Origin of the sequence: Marinomonas pontica (assembly GCF_036322735.1) — a bacterium.
Taxonomy (GTDB): domain Bacteria; phylum Pseudomonadota; class Gammaproteobacteria; order Pseudomonadales; family Marinomonadaceae; genus Marinomonas; species Marinomonas pontica.
In genome coordinates this window covers 1,513,615-1,531,727 of sequence record NZ_AP027271.1, presented here as the reverse complement: position 1 = coordinate 1,531,727, position 18,113 = coordinate 1,513,615, and the positions used below count along the sequence as shown (strand labels likewise).

At 43.9% G+C, this 18,113-nt stretch carries 18 protein-coding genes; 3 read left to right on the top strand and 15 right to left on the bottom strand.

The window, feature by feature from the left end; genetic code table 11:
- Nucleotides 1-2: 2 nt before the first annotated feature.
- The 9 genes from accD to AABA11_RS07105 form a co-directional block, all read right to left on the bottom strand.
- Nucleotides 3-869 (bottom strand): acetyl-CoA carboxylase, carboxyltransferase subunit beta, encoded by an 867-nt coding sequence (gene accD / locus AABA11_RS07145; protein ID WP_338266595.1) that lies wholly within the window; start codon nucleotides 867-869, stop codon nucleotides 3-5.
- A 31-nt stretch (nucleotides 870-900) separates the two neighbouring features.
- On the bottom strand, nucleotides 901-1,707 hold the full coding sequence (gene trpA / locus AABA11_RS07140; protein WP_265727727.1) for a tryptophan synthase subunit alpha: 807 nt from the start codon (nucleotides 1,705-1,707) through the stop codon (nucleotides 901-903).
- Nucleotides 1,704-2,912, bottom strand: a complete 1,209-nt coding sequence (gene trpB, locus AABA11_RS07135; protein WP_265727726.1) for a tryptophan synthase subunit beta — start codon at nucleotides 2,910-2,912, stop codon at nucleotides 1,704-1,706. The genes trpA and trpB overlap by 4 nt, the downstream gene beginning before the upstream one ends.
- Nucleotides 2,905-3,522 (bottom strand): phosphoribosylanthranilate isomerase, encoded by a 618-nt coding sequence (locus AABA11_RS07130; protein ID WP_338266591.1) that lies wholly within the window; start codon nucleotides 3,520-3,522, stop codon nucleotides 2,905-2,907. Before AABA11_RS07130 ends, trpB begins: the two co-directional genes overlap by 8 nt.
- The gene (gene truA, locus AABA11_RS07125; protein WP_338266589.1) at nucleotides 3,506-4,330 is read right to left on the bottom strand and encodes a tRNA pseudouridine(38-40) synthase TruA; all 825 of its coding nucleotides are present in this window, start codon (nucleotides 4,328-4,330) and stop codon (nucleotides 3,506-3,508) included. The genes AABA11_RS07130 and truA overlap by 17 nt, the downstream gene beginning before the upstream one ends.
- The gene (locus AABA11_RS07120; protein WP_338266587.1) at nucleotides 4,323-6,554 is read right to left on the bottom strand and encodes a motility hub landmark protein FimV; all 2,232 of its coding nucleotides are present in this window, start codon (nucleotides 6,552-6,554) and stop codon (nucleotides 4,323-4,325) included. Before AABA11_RS07120 ends, truA begins: the two co-directional genes overlap by 8 nt.
- A 329-nt stretch (nucleotides 6,555-6,883) precedes the next feature.
- Nucleotides 6,884-8,527, bottom strand: coding sequence for a chaperonin GroEL (groL, locus tag AABA11_RS07115; RefSeq protein ID WP_265727724.1), 1,644 nt, complete (start codon nucleotides 8,525-8,527; stop codon nucleotides 6,884-6,886).
- A gap of 59 nt (nucleotides 8,528-8,586) precedes the next feature.
- Nucleotides 8,587-8,877 carry a co-chaperone GroES gene (locus AABA11_RS07110; RefSeq protein ID WP_024022707.1) on the bottom strand — a complete coding sequence of 97 codons (291 nt, stop codon included), beginning with the start codon at nucleotides 8,875-8,877 and terminating at the stop codon, nucleotides 8,587-8,589.
- Nucleotides 8,878-9,006: 129 nt separating this feature from the next.
- The gene (locus tag AABA11_RS07105; RefSeq protein WP_265727723.1) at nucleotides 9,007-9,477 is read right to left on the bottom strand and encodes an FxsA family protein; all 471 of its coding nucleotides are present in this window, start codon (nucleotides 9,475-9,477) and stop codon (nucleotides 9,007-9,009) included.
- Nucleotides 9,478-9,537: 60 nt separating this feature from the next.
- On the opposite strand from AABA11_RS07105, the gene AABA11_RS07100 reads away from it, so the two are divergent.
- Nucleotides 9,538-9,858, top strand: coding sequence for an MGMT family protein (locus AABA11_RS07100; protein ID WP_265727722.1), 321 nt, complete (start codon nucleotides 9,538-9,540; stop codon nucleotides 9,856-9,858).
- 48 nt (nucleotides 9,859-9,906) lie between these two features.
- Here the strand turns inward: AABA11_RS07100 and AABA11_RS07095 are convergent, their stop codons facing one another.
- Nucleotides 9,907-10,392, bottom strand: coding sequence for a YajQ family cyclic di-GMP-binding protein (locus AABA11_RS07095; RefSeq protein WP_265727721.1), 486 nt, complete (start codon nucleotides 10,390-10,392; stop codon nucleotides 9,907-9,909).
- Nucleotides 10,393-10,477: 85 nt separating this feature from the next.
- Here AABA11_RS07095 and AABA11_RS07090 point away from each other — a divergent pair, with 85 nt between their 5' ends.
- Entirely contained in the window at nucleotides 10,478-11,425 is a 948-nt protein-coding gene (locus tag AABA11_RS07090) for a ketopantoate reductase family protein (protein ID WP_338266576.1), read from the top strand.
- A 28-nt stretch (nucleotides 11,426-11,453) separates the two neighbouring features.
- On the opposite strand, the gene AABA11_RS07085 is transcribed toward AABA11_RS07090, so the two are convergent.
- Together AABA11_RS07085 and AABA11_RS07080 are read right to left on the bottom strand one after the other, a co-directional pair.
- Nucleotides 11,454-12,287: a CvfB family protein gene (locus AABA11_RS07085; protein WP_338266574.1), complete on the bottom strand. Its 834-nt coding sequence runs from the start codon at nucleotides 12,285-12,287 to the stop codon at nucleotides 11,454-11,456.
- Between the two features lie 79 nt (nucleotides 12,288-12,366).
- Complete coding sequence (locus tag AABA11_RS07080; protein ID WP_338266573.1) at nucleotides 12,367-12,927, bottom strand: DUF1415 domain-containing protein; 561 nt, start codon at nucleotides 12,925-12,927, stop codon at nucleotides 12,367-12,369.
- A gap of 251 nt (nucleotides 12,928-13,178) precedes the next feature.
- Between AABA11_RS07080 and AABA11_RS07075 the strand changes: the two genes are divergently transcribed.
- Nucleotides 13,179-14,387 (top strand): DEAD/DEAH box helicase, encoded by a 1,209-nt coding sequence (locus tag AABA11_RS07075; protein ID WP_338266571.1) that lies wholly within the window; start codon nucleotides 13,179-13,181, stop codon nucleotides 14,385-14,387.
- Nucleotides 14,388-14,432: 45 nt separating this feature from the next.
- Here the strand turns inward: AABA11_RS07075 and AABA11_RS07070 are convergent, their stop codons facing one another.
- Genes AABA11_RS07070 through AABA11_RS07060 form a run of 3 tightly spaced genes read right to left on the bottom strand, consistent with a single transcriptional unit; the run spans nucleotide 14,433 to nucleotide 18,028 of the window.
- Complete coding sequence (locus AABA11_RS07070) at nucleotides 14,433-15,542, bottom strand: hypothetical protein (protein ID WP_338266568.1); 1,110 nt, start codon at nucleotides 15,540-15,542, stop codon at nucleotides 14,433-14,435.
- Nucleotides 15,542-17,164, bottom strand: a complete 1,623-nt coding sequence (locus AABA11_RS07065) for a lipoprotein N-acyltransferase Lnb domain-containing protein (protein WP_338266567.1) — start codon at nucleotides 17,162-17,164, stop codon at nucleotides 15,542-15,544. Before AABA11_RS07065 ends, AABA11_RS07070 begins: the two co-directional genes overlap by 1 nt.
- 48 nt (nucleotides 17,165-17,212) lie before the next feature.
- Nucleotides 17,213-18,028 (bottom strand): hypothetical protein, encoded by an 816-nt coding sequence (locus tag AABA11_RS07060; RefSeq protein ID WP_338266565.1) that lies wholly within the window; start codon nucleotides 18,026-18,028, stop codon nucleotides 17,213-17,215.
- Nucleotides 18,029-18,113 lie beyond the last annotated feature (85 nt).

The window sequence follows — 18,113 nt, the reverse complement described above, 5'->3', positions numbered from 1 at the left end:
AATTACGCAACCTTATGGGTAAGCAAAGACAAAATATTAAATAGGCGATCACGCATTTCTTCGCGCTTAATAATCATGTCTAGCGCGCCTTTGTCTAGCAAGAACTCACTGCGCTGAAAGCCTTCAGGTAATTTTTCACGCACTGTTTGCTCAATAACACGAGGGCCAGCAAAACCGATCAACGCGTTTGGCTCGGCAACGTTCAAATCTCCCAACATTGCCAAGGAAGCCGATACACCACCAAACACAGGGTCAGTCATAACCGAAATGTATGGAATACCTTCTTGCTTCATACGCTCAAGTCCAGCACTTGTCTTCGCCATCTGCATCAATGAAATCAATGCTTCTTGCATACGCGCACCACCACTGGCAGAAAAACAAATCAATGGAATACGCTTTTCTAAACACACATTAACGGCTTGAATAAAACGTTCGCCAACAATCGCTCCCATCGAGCCACCCAAGAAGCTAAATTCAAACGCCACAGCAACCACTGGCATGCCATTCAAGACACCTTGCATAGCGACTAATGCGTCTTTTTCACCAGTTGCTTTCTGCGCGTCTGCAATTCGGTCTTTATAACGTTTTGAGTCTTTAAACTTCAATTTATCTTCTGGCTCAAGATGAGCACCAATTTCATGACGGCCTTCTTTGTCTAAGAAGATGTATAAACGACGACGAGCACTAACACGAAGATGATGATTGCATTTAGGGCACACATCTAGATTCTTCTCTAACTCTGGACGATATAAAACGTTTTCACATTTTGGACATTTTTTCCAAAGCCCTTCAGGAACAGAACCCGATGCAGCGCGCTTTGATTCGCTGCGCACAATTGAAGGGACAAATTTATCTAACCAGCTGCTCATTTATTTCTCCATATTTCTCGTTTGCTGCCGCTTAAGCGTCCATTTCATTACGCATTGGTAATAAAATGGCCTCTAAAGCGTCAGCTATATATTCTTTTTGACGATCTTTATTTTCAGCGATAGCGTTTACTAAAACACTGCCCACAATCACACCATCCGCGCATTTGCTTACGGCTGCCGCCGTTTTTGCATCACGGATACCAAAACCTACGCCAATTGGTAAAGAAGTAATCGCACGCAATGAATCAACGTGATTTTTTACACTATTAACATCTAACTCGGCCGATCCGGTCACACCTTTAACAGAAACGTAATACACATACCCTGTCGCCAAGTCACAAATTTTCTTAGCACGTTCAGGGGTTGTCGTCGGTGACAGCAAATAAATAAGATCAATCTCATTTTCTCGGAAGCATTCTACTACATCTGTCGCCTCTTCTGGAGTCAGATCTACTAATAAAACACCATCCACGCCGGCATTTTTTGCGGCATTTGCAAACGCTTGATAACCAAAAAACTCAATAGGGTTCAAATATCCCATCAAGACCACAGGGGTTTGCGTATTTGTCTGCCTAAATTCCGTAATAATTTGCAGTACTTTTTTGATATTAGTACCCGCCGCCAAGCTACGTTCGCACGCCAACTGTATCACTGGACCATCGGCCATCGGATCAGAGAAAGGCATGCCGATTTCAATCACATCAGCGCCAGCATTAACCAAAGAATTCATCATCGTCACGGTAAAGTCTGGACTTGGGTCGCCCGCGGTAATATACGGAATGAGCGCCTTTTTACCAGACTTTTCTAAATTTTCAAAACATTGTTTAATGCGACTCATACTTCTATTCCATCCAATTCTGCAACGGTAAGGATATCTTTATCACCTCGACCAGAAAGATTGATCACGACAATCTTATCTTTATCCATTGTCGCAGCCAGCTTCATGCCGTAAGCAACTGCATGACTTGACTCAAGCGCGGGCATAATTCCTTCCAAGCGGGTCAGGTCTCTAAAACCATCCATTGCTTCATCATCATTAATCGCAACATAATGCGCGCGACCAACGTCTTTAAGCCACGCATGTTCAGGACCAACACCCGGATAATCAAGACCGGCTGAAATGGAATGCGTGCCAATAATTTGACCATCATCATCTGCCATTACATATGTACGGTTACCATGCAGCACACCTGGACGCCCCGCACTAAGAGGCGCTGCGTGTCGACCCGTTTCAATACCATCGCCCCCTGCTTCAACACCATACATAGCAACGCTTTCGTCTTTTATAAATGGGTGAAACATTCCGATGGCATTAGAGCCACCACCCACACACGCCACGACAGCATCAGGCAAACGACCTTCTTGCTCTAAACATTGCGCTTTGGTTTCACGACCAATTACCGCCTGAAAGTCTCGAACGAGTTTTGGATAAGGGTGAGGACCTGCGGCCGTACCAATGATATAAAAAGTATCATCGACATTACCAACCCAATAACGCATTGCCTCATTAAGTGCATCTTTTAACGTCTTGGTACCAGACTCAACAGGAATCACTTCTGCACCCAATAATTTCATTCGATAGACATTCAATGATTGACGACGAATGTCTTCCGCCCCCATGAATACCTTACATTTTAAACCCAATCGAGCCGCCACGGTTGCCGAAGCAACACCGTGCTGTCCGGCACCCGTTTCAGCAATGATATTAGGCTTGCCCATGTGCTTCGCGAGAAGCGCCTGGCCAATTGTATTGTTTATTTTATGAGCGCCAGTGTGATTCAGATCCTCACGCTTCAAATAAATTTTTGCTCCACCCGCTTTTTCAGTAAGACGCTCAGCAAAATAAAGCGGAGATGGGCGACCAACATAATGCGCCAAGTCATGATCAAAAGCGGCCTGAAAAGCACTGTCTTTGGATAAACGCTCGTACATCTCTGCCAAGTCTTCTAAGGCAGACATCAATGTTTCTGAAACAAAAATGCCGCCGTATTGGCCAAATCGCCCATGGGAGTCAGGTAAATCGAAATCAATATTTTTATCCACGTTTTGCTCCACGTATAAACTCTTTCACCTTAGATTCGCTCTTAAGGCCTTTAGACAACTCAACTCCCCCACTTACATCCACCGCATAAGGAGAAACTTGCGCTATCGCTTGATTCACATTATTGGGCGTTAACCCACCTGCCAACACAATAGGTTTGGACAATTCATCAGGTATTAACGACCAATTAAACACTTCACCTGTTCCGCCAGGCACACCTTCTTTAAAGGCATCCAACAACATTGCACTGGCACTTGGGTATTGGGTAAAAAGAAAGGCAACATCATCCCCATCCCGCACCCTCAAGGCTTTAATATAGGGCCGCTGGTAGGAAAGACACTCTTGCTCAGACTCATCTCCATGAAATTGAATGACCCAACGAGAACTTCCCGCAATCACCGAATCGATTAGGAACGCTTCAGCATCAACAAATAACGCCACGGGTGTTACAAACGGGGGCAATTGAGCGACGATAGCGTTGGCTTTTTCGGGTGCAATATAGCGTGGACTTTTTTCATAAAAAACAAAACCCAACGCATCCGCCCCATGACCACACGCCATCAGCGCATCATCCATGTTTGTTATGCCACAAATTTTAACCTTGCAATTCATACTTTGGCTCTTCAACAAAAGGTAAAAAGTGAGGCCCCAACGGACGAACAGGCACATTAAATTCTTCTGGATATTGGGCATCCACAAAATACAAACCCGTTGGCGGGGCAGTAATCCCCCCCTTCGTTCGATCCTTCGCATCCAAGGTTTGCTTAGCCCACGAAACCGGTTTTTCGCCTGCCCCAATTGCCATCAACACACCAGCGAAGTTACGGATCATATGGTGCAAAAACGCGTTTGCCCTAACATCTAAGACAATGTATTGCCCGAGTTGCTGAACATCAAAATGCAGAATGGTTCGGATTGGCGTATTCGCTTGACATCCAATGGCCCGAAAAGACGAAAAATCATGCGTCCCTAAAAAGACTGACGCTGCCTTTTTCATGGCCTGTACATTTAACGTTTTATAGGTCCATGTTACCCCTTTTGATAATATTGCGGGGCAAAAATCGGAGGAATAAATCACATATCGATAACGACGACTCAATGCACTAAAACGAGCATGAAAATCATCAGCAACATAACGCGCAGCCACTACGGTTATATCTGTAGGAAGGTAAGTATTAACCCCTATTGTCCACGCGCGCTCTTTACGTTCTACCTCTGTTTCAAAATGAACGACTTGCGCACTTGCGTGAACACCAGAGTCAGTTCGACCTGCGCAAACCACCTTTACAGGGTGATTTGCGATCACAGCCAACGCTTTTTCTAGATTTTCTTGAACACTTGGAACACCAAACTTTTGTGCCTGCCAGCCCTTATATTCAGAGCCGTTATACTCAACCACCAGAACTACTTTTTTAGTCACTTGGGAACATTCGCTCCATCATATTTTGAGCTTCAGCAATCTGCTGCTCATTACCAGATTCAATAACATCTTCAAGAATGACTCTTGCACCTTCTTCATCCCCCATATCCATATAGGCTCGTGCAAGATCAAGCTTCGTTGCCGCTTCGTCACCACTTGCATCAAAGAAGTCAAACTCTTCTTCGTCATCACTAATTTCTTCATCTTCAGCCGCTTCAGCCTCACCAAAAGCAGGAACATCAAACTCCTCTTCTTGTTGAGCTTCTGCCAATGACTCCTCAATAGAGTTGGCTAATGTATCGCTAGGCGAACCACTAAAAATAGCAGACTCGTCTGCATCATCTTGCTCAACGTCATTCAACAAACTGGAAACAAAAGACGCTTCCTCGCTTTCAGCTTCACTTAGCTCTTCACTTTCTGTCTCAGCAATAGTATCAACATCAGACTCTTCGGCTTCTGGCGAGACAGTTGGAATGTCATCATCTTCAACAAACGCTTCTAATTCATCAAACTCATCCGCATCATCTGAGGGTTCTGACAGAGCTGAATCCTCCTCAAAAGAAGCGAACATATCATCAACATCATCAGAATCCGCTTCCAAAGCGCTTTCAAATTCGTCATCCAGGCCATCAGAAAGATCCATATCATCAACAAGATCTGGCTCTGACAGAGCAGCAGGTGTCTCTTCCTCACCGAACGAACCAAAGTCACTTAAATCCTCGTCCGCATCCGGCGTGTCAAAATCAAATGCGAATGGGTCCTCTTCTTGAAGCTCTTCTTTAGGGCTAGGCTCTTCCGCTGAAGCGAATTCTGTTGCCGCTGCGGCAACAGCGACAGGTGCAGCTACTGCGGCTGGAGAAAGATCAAATTCATCCTTTTTTAATGACTCTTGATCCTCCTGTTTTTTCCCTGAACGTCGCATAACCAAACCAATCAGCAGCCCCATCAGCAATAGAACAACCGCACCAATCGCCACGACTATCGGATTACCAAAAATTTTATTAACCAGTGAATCAGCTTCTGCCTGTTCTTTTTCACGACGAATTTGATCCGCCTCTAATAACTGGTCAACCGTATTTTTTTGCTCTTGAAGTGCCTGTTGCGCACTGGCAAATTGCTGTTGCAACTCGGCCATTTGCTTATCTTTCAGCGTTATAAGCTGTTCTAGTGTTTCTAGTTGCTTATTCAAGTCACCTAGCTGATTAGACAACTCACTTTTCTCACGCTGCTCCTTATCTAACAATTCCTTTGAAGCAGACAGCTCACTTTGCAATGCATTCATGGCCGCATTGGAATCTTCACCGACATTAGAGCTGGCCATTTCCTCAGGCAACAAACTTTGCCCTGACGCCAAGGTGAGTTTGTCACCACCCGCAGAAGGCGACGTAGCGGCAGACTTAGCTTTTGCTTGTGTGTTTAACTGAGCCTGCTCAACTGAAGCGTTTCCTTGAGTGCCTTTCAATGCCATCCATGCGTCATGTTGACGCTGGAATTCTTCTTTTGAAATGGATTTGTTAAACAGAGCGATCTGCTCTTGTGTAGGCAGACGCAAGATTACGCCTTCTTTTAAAAGATTGATGTTATCTGAATAAAAAGCGTCTTTGTTCAACGCCTGAATTGCCATCATCGTCTGATAGATGGTCAACTGATTAGTAGGATTATTTTGCCCAGCGATAGACCAAAGCGTATTGCCTTTTACTACATTCAACTGCCCCTTTGGGGTCATAGTTTCTGCAGTGGAGGCCGCTTGACGGAATACAGAATTATTTGCAGAAGTTTGCGGGGCAGAAACAGGCGTAGATTGAACCACCTCTTTTTGAGACTTTTCAACAAGCGCGGATTGGTTCAATGGCGTTTGGTATTCACGAACCACCTGACCACTGGGCCAGCGAGCGGCTAAAATAAAATGCAACTGATCCACTCGCAAAGGTTGGTCAGAGGTAACGGCGACAACAAGTTCACCATTTTCGCGAGTCACATTAAATTTGAGCTGCGATAGCACCCTTGTTGGTGCGAATCCAGCCTGGCGAAACTCACTTTCGCTACCCAAACGGATCAAAATGTCGTTATCAGTTAAAGCCCCAACATCGGAAAGTTCTATTCTTCCTCGGTAAGGCTCATCCAAATTTGATTGAGAGGTTAACTCACCCAGTTCCAATCCGTAACTGCTGGACACATATAGCGCACCTGACACAGCAATACTAACGAGGGTTTTTCTGAGCATAAGCTTCCCTTTATTTACAAAAAATGGACATAAATATCTGAACAAGTATCTTACACAGGTGACTATTTATCAATAGCTTTAGAATCAATGGTTTGCACTTAATGCAACAGAGAGAATAAAAATACAAAAGTACGATTTATCGTTTACTCCTACTTGAACAAAACCACCAACAAATCACGCTATTCAGCAGCCGTTATAAACAAGTATAGACGCTATCGAAACCTACTCTCAATTCAACCTATCAAAAAACATAACTAGTGCAATCGAAGTATAAAAAAAAGCCCCGCTAAACAGCGAGGCTCCTTTAACTTCAATGGGTTAGGGAAGGATCACATCATCCCTCCCATGCCACCCATTCCGCCCATGCCACCCATATCAGGCATGCCAGCATCTTCTTTTGGTAAATCAGCGATCATTGCTTCTGTTGTGATCATAAGACCAGCAACCGATGCCGCCGCTTGAAGTGCAGAACGCGTTACTTTGGCTGGATCTAGGATACCCATTTCCAACATATCGCCGTACTCACCAGTTGCTGCATTGTAACCGTAGTTACCTTCACCTTGTTTTACTTTATCAACCACAACTGACGCTTCGTCACCTGCGTTTGTTACGATTTGACGCATTGGCGCTTCCATCGCACGTAAAGCCAAAGCGATACCGACGTTTTGATCTTCGTTATCGCCAACAAGACCAACCACTTTAGTTAGTGCGCGAACCAATGCAACACCACCACCAGCAACTACGCCTTCTTCTACTGCTGCACGCGTTGCGTGAAGCGCATCATCAACGCGCGCTTTCTTCTCTTTCATAGCTACTTCAGTTGCTGCGCCAATTTTGATAACAGCAACACCGCCTGCCAATTTAGCAACACGCTCTTGAAGTTTTTCTTTATCGTAGTCAGAAGAAGAGTTCGCAATTTCAGCACGGATCTGCTCAACACGGCTTGTGATGTTAGCGGCAACGCCTGCACCATCAACAATAGTTGTGCTTTCTTTAGTCAGTGTAACGCGCTTCGCTGTACCCAACTGCTCAAGAGTCGCCGTTTCAAGGCTCAAGCCCACTTCTTCAGAAATAACAGTCGCACCAGAAAGAACCGCGATGTCTTCTAGCATAGCTTTACGACGATCACCAAAACCTGGCGCTTTTGCCGCCGCCACTTTCACAATGCCACGCATGCTGTTGACAACAAGTGTAGCAAGCGCTTCACCTTCAACATCTTCAGCGATGATCAACAAAGGACGAGATGCCTTAGCAACACCTTCCAATACAGGAAGCAATTCGCGGATATTGGAAATTTTCTTATCAACCAACAAAATAAATGGGTTTTCTAGTTCCGCACTCATTGTTTCTTGGTTGTTAATGAAATAAGGAGACAAGTAGCCGCGATCAAACTGCATACCTTCAACCACAGCCAGTTCGTCATCAAAACCAGAACCTTCTTCTACTGTGATAACACCTTCTTTACCAACACGCTCCATCGCTTCTGCAATGATTTTACCTACAGAAGAATCAGAGTTCGCAGAAATAGTACCCACTTGCTCCACTGCACGAGTATCAGCGCAAGGCGTAGACAATTCTGCAATTTCTTTAACAACAGCCGCCGCAGCTTTGTCGATACCGCGCTTAAGATCCATTGGATTACGACCCGCTGCAACGGATTTTAGACCTTCAGTAACAAGCGCTTGAGCCAATACTGTCGCCGTTGTTGTACCATCACCAGCAACATCATTTGCTTGAGATGCCACTTCTTTAACCATTTGCGCGCCCATGTTTTCAAACTTGTTTTCAAGTTCGATTTCTTTAGCTACAGTGACGCCATCTTTTGTCACTAACGGTGAGCCAAAAGATTTTTCAATGACAACGTTACGACCTTTAGGTCCCAACGTGACTTTCACTGCATCCGCAAGAACATTAACACCTTTCAGCATTTGCTGACGTGCGCTATCTCCAAACTTTACTTCTTTAGCTGACATTCTTTTATACCTTTAACTGTTTTAAGTGTTACAAATCGAATATGAACTACCAGGACAAATTAGGCTTCAACAACGCCGTAAATTTCGTCTTCTTTCATAATAAGTAGTTCTTCACCATTGATTTTCACTGTTTGACCTGAGTACTGACCAAACAACACAGTGTCACCAACGCTAACAGCCAACGCTTGCACGTCACCATTAGATTGAATACGGCCAGTGCCTACAGCCAAAACCTCGCCTTGTGTAGGCTTTTCTGTAGCAGATCCAGGCAGAACGATACCAGATGCGGTTGTTGTCTCTTCTTCTTTACGGCGAACAACGACACGATCGTGCAAAGGACGAATATTCATCAATCATTTTCTCCAATTAAAACAATACCAGGACGCCCCTGGCAGGACTTATCTCGCTTTCTAAAAGCAAGAATCTCTATCGAGGTTTTATATACGGCTAGTAATTCGTATTTCAACCCAAGCAGTGAATTATTTTTTATCTATTAAATCATTATCATCCTGAACATATTCCCCTTCGATAATGTCTCCATCACGGGAAGAATATGTCCCTTGTCCCGCACGCCATTGCGTGCCGCGCGCCATCATTGAACTGATGAATTTCACAATGAGACCCGCCGCAAAAAGCTTTCTTAGTGGTGGCACCAATAACAGCGCCCCTATGGCATCGGTTACAAAGCCTGGAATCAACAAACACAAACCAGCGAAGATTAACATTACCCCTTCCGCCACTTCAGCTGCAGGTAACTCTCCACGACGCATTTTTTCCTGCGCTTTTAACGACGTTTCCAGACCTTGTTTACGAATCAAAGTCACACCAATAATGGCCGTCAAAAAAACCAAACCAACCGTCGCCAGCGCACCAATTTTGCTGCCGACTTGAATCAACACTGTCATCTCGACAATGGGCACCAAAATAAAAAGTAACAGTGCAAATCTCATAATCACCTTCTTTATGTCATACTTAAATTCGAACAATACATGATATCTATGGGCGAACCTTTGACTAATCAAGCAATGTTGCATTTTAAATCTCAAGTACTACTTATATTAAGCGAGGTTCCGTTCGGACAATACATCGCCTATGGGGAACTGGCCAAGCAAGCCGGCTTCCCCGGATATGCCCGCCATGTTGGCACCCTGTTGAAAACACTCCCTAAAGACACCAAACTGCCTTGGCACAGAGTCGTAAACGCACAAAAAAGAATCAGCTTTACAGAAAATTCAGACGCTTATGTCAGGCAGAGAGAAAGGCTGGAACAAGAAGGCTGGGTAATCGTGGGAACAAAACTCGTACTGAATGAAAAGAGCCAAGCAAAATAAACAACAAAACAGGTCATTATTCTTTCACTTGGCTCTCGTAAATCAAGACTAATCTCTAAAATTCGTAAATTGCACTGGCTGAGCCAAATCCGCACCACGCAATAAAGCCATTACCTGCTGAAGGTCATCTCGCTTCTTACCCGTTACGCGCAATTGATCACCTTGAATCTGAGCTTGCACTTTCGCTTTGCTGTCTTTGATCATTTTAACGATCTTTTTCGCTTCGTCTGTTTCCAAACCTTCTTTCATTTTAACGGCTTGAGAAGCGCGCATATTGCCTTTAACAACACTTTCTTTTTCCAGACTTTTCAGGTCAATCCCACGACTTACCAACTTTTGATTCAAAATATCAGACATTTGGCGAAGTTGGGGCTCGGCTTCCGCTTCCATTACGACACTGGATTTATCTTTAATTTCGTAATGCGCTTTTACGCCCTTAAAATCATAACGTGTAGTAATTTCTCTGTTGGCCTGATCGACAGCATTGCTGACTTCGTGCCAATTCAACTCGGATACTACGTCAAATGATGGCATTTTCTGCTCCTTAGCATTTCCAAATAATGTATTTTGGCGCGATAATAACAGGGATTGAAATAAAACACCTAATGGAAACCTATTTATGAAGAACACGCCTTGGTTAGTCATCGGCGCTGGCGCTATTGGTCTTTTTTGGGCCTGTAAGCTAGAAAAGCTCGGCAATAAAGTCCATCTTGTGTATCGATCTGAGAGTCCCGGAAAAAAAATCACCCTAGAATCATTGACCGATGAAGAAGGACAACAGCAGGTCAGTGAATCCAAGCATAAAATTAAAAGCTTCAAAGCCAGCGAACTAACCGATCAATATGACAAGGTCCTACTGTGCACTAAGTCTTTCGATCTTAAAGACGCTTTCTTACAAATCGCTGATCATGTCACCGAAAACGCAGACATCGCTTGTTTGTGTAACGGCATTGGCGCGCAAGAAGAGCTGCAAAGCACCTTGCTAGATACCCAAACATTGTGGGCTGGAACCACCAGCGAAGGCGTACTAAAGATCGAAAGCAACCATATTAAGCACACTGGCCTTGGAGACACTTACTTCGGTCAATGGCGTACGCAATCAGAACCCAAAGAGTTCCCTGTTGACAACATGACGGTAACCAACATTCACCAAAGAATGATTGAAAAACTGGCGGTAAATGCCGTCATTAACCCTATCACAGCCATTTTCAACATACATAATGGCGACATATTAAATGACGAATTTAAACCTTTAGTTGAAGCCACACTGACCGAACTGTCCAGTGTTTTTACTCACCCACAATTCAGTTACGCCCAAGAAAGCCAGCACCTCACTTCGGAAAATTTAAAAAACAGAGTGCATACCGTTGCCCAGTTAACGCGACTTAATCGCTCGTCGATGCATGAAGACATTCGCCTACACAGACAAACGGAAAACAGTTTTATTTCAGGGTTCTTGTTGGCAAACAGCCCGATTGAACTTCCCGTTCAGAGATTACTATACAATGGTGTTGCCTTTGCAGAACAACGTGAAGAAGTCAAAAAAAAGCTGCTAAGTCTTCCTTAGCAGCTTTTTAGCAAATCAACAGTGACGACTAAATTTTTGTGATTTTTTCTTTTGTCAGAAGAATTTTCTTTTCTTTGTACAATGCGCCAAGGGCTTTTTTATACGTCGCTTTACTGACTTTAAAAACCGCATATATGGCTTCTGGAGAGGCTTTATCCGTCAACGGAGACTCGCCGCCATGAGCGTCTAAGTAGTCCAAAATATCATCTAAAATGTTTCGAACTTTCTTATAGCCGACTTCTTGCAAACTTAAGTCGATTTTACCGTCTTCTCGCATTTGCTTAATAAAACCCACTGTTTTTTCGCCTTTACGCAATTGCCTAAAAGCGTCTTCAAAAAACAAAACACCCCAAAAGCGGTTATCGATAACACACTTAAAGCCGATGTTGGTTTTATCTCCGATAATGATAGAAACCTTGTCACCCACTCGGTAAGGAGCCTCTTCTCGATTTAATAAAGCATCTACCTTAGTCGTAGCAACAATACGGTTTGTTATTTGATCCAAGTAAATAAACAAAAGGTGCGTTTCGCCTTCTTCCACTCGATTCTTCTGTTGACTGAAAGGCACCAATAAATCTTTTGGCAATCCCCAGTCAAAAAACGCACCCACTTGGTTAACCGCAATGGAAGTCAATGCAGCAAACTCACCTACTTGCGCTTTAGGGAAGTCGGTTGTCGCAATCAATTTATCATCTGAATCAAGGTAAACAAACACCTCGACTTCATCATCTATACCAACGCCTTTTGGTACATAACGTTTAGGCAACAATATTTCGCCTAGGAGGTCGGCGTCTAAATACACACCAAAATCTTTTTCTTTAACGACTCTTAATATGTTTAAGCGCCCAATTTGAGTAGCCATGCGTTCTCCGGCAAGCAATTTTTTTCGCACTATACGCACTTCATTTTTAAGCGCAATACAGACAGTTTAATTTCAACGCTCATTCACTCTCGGCTTTCATACAACCAGCAAACATATCGTCTAGTTTTGTCTTTCCAAGCGTTTCCATTTTTTCTATATTTTGATTGGGGATATCAGACGTATCACCATAAAACTCAATCGCTTTATCAACACTCGCCTCTCTCAAAAGATGTAACATAGGATAAGGCGATCGATTCGTGTAATTGGACACATCGTTCGGTTCGGCGCCAGAAAAACAATAATCCGGGTGGAACGTTGCCAACTGATAAACGCCTTCGCACCCTTGGTCAAACATGACATTTTCCGCTGTTTCAACAAAGTCCAAATAGCGATGAAAGTCTTTAAACAACGTAGGAAAAATCAACAAAGTCGTTTCTGTTTCAGGGTGTTCATCAAGCCACTGCACTTCCGCCATCAGCTCTTCCAACGCCACATCCATTTTTTTTGAACGCAATACCACACAGCGCACTGTTTCGCGTTCTACTTCTCGCTTGGCGAAAGGACAAACATTCAACGCCACAATAAACTCTTTCACCCACGACATAGTTTGGGTGGTGACCAACTCATCCGATAGCAACATATCTTGTCTTCTTATCAATATTTGTTTGTATTTTAGAGCAAAGCCAACACAGGGTCTAACTTATCAAGCCATCCACTGATGTTTAGATTTCGAATCCACAAAAAACAAGGTATCATGAATGCAAATACAGTCCATTATAGTGGCCATACCTCGATATTTATTATGATAACCATAGTAGATTTATGATTGTCATGGTTAACCAATGATTTTCATAAATGGTCTTGCCATTTATCCCGCTACAGAGAGTTTACATGTCATTTGCTGAATTAGATTTGGATTTCACCATTGAACAAGCCATTAGTGATCTTGGCTTTGAATCCCCAACGGAAATCCAAGAACAAGCCATTCCTATCGCCTTAGATGGCTCTGATCTTCTGGCCACCGCACCGACTGGCACAGGAAAAACCATTGCATTTTGCGCACCAGCGATTCAGCACATCCTTGACCGTGACGAGCAATCCACCACCGCCCCTAAAGTGCTTATTTTAGCCCCTAGTCGTGAGCTAGCCCGTCAAATTTTTAATGTGGTAGAACAACTCACAAAACATACTCGCATCCAATCGCAGCTCATTATTGGCGGCACGCCTTATGGCATGCAGCAACAACAACTGAGCGAACCGTGCGATGTCCTAGTCGCTACGCCAGGGCGCCTTGTCGAACTGGATGAAAAGCAATGGCTGGATCTCACGGATGTATCGTACTTTGTTATCGACGAAGCCGATCGCATGTTGGACATGGGCTTTGTAAACGCCATCAATCACATTGCTAAAGAGCTACCAACAGAACACCAAACTCTGATGTTCTCAGCCACACTTGAAGGCGAAAAAATGGGGCGCTTTGCAAGTGCACTTTTGAACAGTGAAACTCAGCAAATTCGTCTGGGTGAATCTGCTCGCACTGTACCGAGCCAAATCCGTCAAATTGCTTACCGCGTAGACAGTGAAGAACACAAAGAAGCCGTTTTGAAACACCTACTCACGCAAGAACGTGTGCAACAAGCCGTGTTATTCGTATCCAACCGCGAACACGTAGACGTCTGGGTTCAACGAATTCGCAAAATGGGGTTAATGTGTGACGGCTTGCATGGCGAGATGAAGCAAGGCGACCGCAGTGAGCACATGAAACAAATGAAACGCGGCCGCCTACAGGTCTTGGTCGCAACGGACGTTGCGTCCCGCGGCATTGATCTACCAGAAATCAACACCGTCATTAACTTGCGTTTACCACGCAAAGCAGACTCCTACATTCACCGAGCGGGTCGAGCTTCACGTGAAGGCGCACCGGGTGATTGCATCTCGTTAATCGACATTAACGACCTACCAATGATCGAAAAGATTCAACGTTTTATGCAAGCCAACATCAAGTTTGGTCGCATTGAGGGGCTTGAGCCTAAAACCAAAGCTCGCTCACCAAGCAATAAGAAAAAAAGCAAGAAGAAGCCTGCCCCAAGCAAAAAATAGCCAAAGACCATTATCTTAAAGGGCGCAATATGCGCCCTTTTATACTCAGCAACCTTCAACACTGGTCGCTCTGACGACAAATTGATCTACTGGACAAGAAATAGAGTTTGGTACTTGCACCGTGTCACCATAACACCCGCCAGTATTACTGATCATATTGTTCAATACTCCCCGATACTGAACCACACTGCTGGCTGGACATTGCACAGTAAAACTCACATTAACACAACTCACCAGTCTAGGTTGTATGCTTGGCAATACACCGTATACATGACTTTCCCCAAAACAATTTCGAGCCGCAAGGCGAGTACCTGCTTTTAGACTTCCCAGATAGGCCAGTTTATTGGCTTCCTCCTGCTCATTCTCCCTTTGCCTTGCTAACCTTCGAGCTTCTTGCTCACGCTTACGGGCTTCGTTAGCTAAGCGCCTTTCCTCTTCAGCTTTACGCCTTTGCTCCGCTTGACGTCTAGCTTGCTCTTGCTGTTGCTGCTGTATCGCCAAGGCATTTTGCTGCTGCTGTTGCAAACGTCGTTGCTGAGCTTGTTGTTCTTGTTTACGAAGCTCACGCTCTTGACGTTGGGCTTCATATTGCTGCATCTGCCTCTGAAAGTCTGCTTGCTGACGAGCCAAATCTGCCTGCAATTGGCTATTCACTTGATTCAATGCAGCACTAAATGCCGCAAGAGTACTATTGGAGCTACTTGAAGATGAATCATTTCTTCTCGGCGCAGGGACGTCAGTACAATAGTAATGAATCATATCTCCCACTACGCACATGCCATATTCTTCAGACCTTGGACAACTAGACGCACACTGCTCTTCCAGTTTTATCTGTGCAGCCAGACGCTTTTGTTCATTATAAAAGTCTTCTTGTTTTTTGCGATACGTCACAAGTTCAGCCAGAGTAACGCTTGAAGCTTTATCAAAAACCAAAGCCCGCGCCCTTTTTATTTCACGATCCGCACAATTAAAACGTTCGTTTTCAGCGCAATCATAGGCCTTATCTACAGCTTCATTAAACTCAATCTCATCCAATTGATCCAGTTGGTCCAGTTGATCCAACAATGACATTGCATCGTCTTTAGATGACTCTGCGTGTACATGAGACGCAAAGCCCAACCCTACTAAAAAGCTAATTACCATGAAGCGATTCATTAAAAAAACCTCTCTAATGTCTCTATATTGTCCAATGCCTGCGCCAATTCATGCTCTAGCCCTTTTAGCTTTTTAATCAATGAATTATCCGACACTAACGCAGAGTTAATAACGTCGAATACACGCTGTTGAGCTTCTTGGGAATGGCAGCTCCGTCGTTTATCAAAGATGTATTCGGGTAACTGCGACACACTCGGTATTCCATTGAATCGTTCGACTTCCCTACTAATTTGTCGCAAAGGCTGCATATAACACTGCAGCAATAATTGCTTATCCTCGCCATCTGACATTTGCGCTATTTTTACTTCAAGAAGCTGAATTAAATTTAGCTCCACAATGATAGAGACTACCTGCTGAAAAGACTCAAACCACAGCAACATTAACCATCTTTCCTCAAGCAAGCGCTGTGCTTCAACAAGTCGTTCATTTCGCTGAAATGCTTTATAAATAGCATCGTCAGAAAGCAAAGCAATTAATCTGGCCGAAGCGCGGGTCTGACCGTATTCATCTAAAGAATAAAAAGGATAGTCAGCTATATTGCTCTGCAAATAATCCAAAGCCTGCTGGTAATAAATACGGTTACGCGGAAAAAAATAGCCTTGCTGTTCCGCCAACGCTAATGATGCAAATACATCACCACGGGCCAACTTACTATCACGCAAAGCGCTAAATAATGAATCAGGACGTAAAAAATCTAACTCGGTTTCTTCTTCCTCCTCCAACCCAAGGGCTTGATTTAACAAATCCTGCAACAAAGTCGCACAATTGGCGGTAATGAATCGATAATTTCCTCGATATGCCCAGTGAATCTCTGACAAATCACGCACGATCTGTATTATTTCATTTTCACTAAGATTCAAAGGCAGCGAATAGACATCACGGTCAGCCAATACGGTATTACTGCGAAAAACTTCCCGGAACGTGGAGCCGAACAAATGCGCGTCATACCCACCAACTAAACCTTTTAAAAGGTCCATCTCCATTCCATCAATCCGTGCGACATAGCCTAGAAAAATGTGATTAAGAAGATTCTTGCGACAGTCCAGAAGCGATGAGCTCACATCAGGACACACTAAAAAACGTACAGAAACATGACCAAATGAAGAAGCAACCCCCTTCCCTTCTGAAGCAAAGACCAAATGTATTTCTCGCACAGCTCTCGGATCAACCGTAACAAGCTGCCCACCAACATGCGTGTCAAATAGAAAAAAAGGCACGGATTGAAGACAATGATCGTAATTTAACTGACCATCGAAGCGCTTTCTAAAATAGGATGCGTAAATAGGATGTCGGCACTCAAAATCGGCTTGAGTCAAATAAGCCATCAAAAGCGAAGAGAAGCTCACCACATCTTGTCTATGCCTATCCGAAACCAGTGATTGTACATACATAAAACGTTGATCGGCTATTATGCCTGCTGTATTGAGAGCAGAGGTCGTATCATCTTGTGCTATTTCCTCTCGTGACAACGCAGAAATTGCATGACACAAATCAGGCTGAGCTGATGCCTGAGCAATCAGTTTAGGGGCCTTTTTTTGTAACACGCCATCTGCCTCAATATTGCAAGAACCAACTCTTGATACGTCTGCTCTATGAAAGGCACAACCTGATAGTGCTAACAAGATCACCAAACATCCAAGACGGCACGCGACAAAAAAACTCATAAAATATTACTGGGAGGCTTGCGCGACCATTGAGTCAGGGTTCGCCCAACGAACAGCATGCACCTCCAAGTCTTCTATTCGGTTTTGTATACCTCGACGAGTTGAGTAAATAGAGGGAGACGATAGTAAATCAACAACGGTCAAACTCGGCAAACCTGTCACCATCGTTGAACTTGCGCTTGAGTTAGAGTTTTCTATCGCTCGTGGAGACAAACCCAACCAATAAAAATAAGGATTCGCTTCCAACTCTTTATTAAGCGCTGCCAGTTTTATTTGACGATCTTTTTCCTTTTTCAAGGCCTGATATTGATCAGTCCAAAAGCTAACTTTTTGTGGGTCTTGATCTACGCCGTCACCCGTTTGATAGCGGGAAATTAAACGTTGAATCGCCTTAAGGTCGCCTTTTTCAGATTTCTCTATATCGGATTTCACTGCCGCTGCTAGCTTCCTTTCTTTTTCTAATGCTAAGCGCCGAGCAGCTTCTTGATCACGAAGTACTTTCATCTCTACACCATATGCGGTTAGTGATGCAGCTGGTAAGATAACTCTTACTCGCTGTGGGCGACTAGAAGAAGCCTCTATAGAGGCTGAGAAAATTTTCTCCTTTTCTTTATTTACGCTTAACACCGCTCGAATTTGATACGTTCCCTCATCTACTAAAAATGCCTCCCGCTGAAAATCTTCACAATCAAACTTATAACTGTCATTTAGATAAACCTTAGCGCCATTGGTATTTTCCTGACAATAAATACCAATTACTGCGTCAGCAGAGAACGCAGAAGAAGAGAAAGCAAGTAGGAGTAAAACAAGGCTTTTTTTCATCGTTATGCCCACATTGATATGAATTGAGAAAAGCAAACCATGTAACAACAACGTCAAGAATAATAAAAAAAAACGCAAACACAAA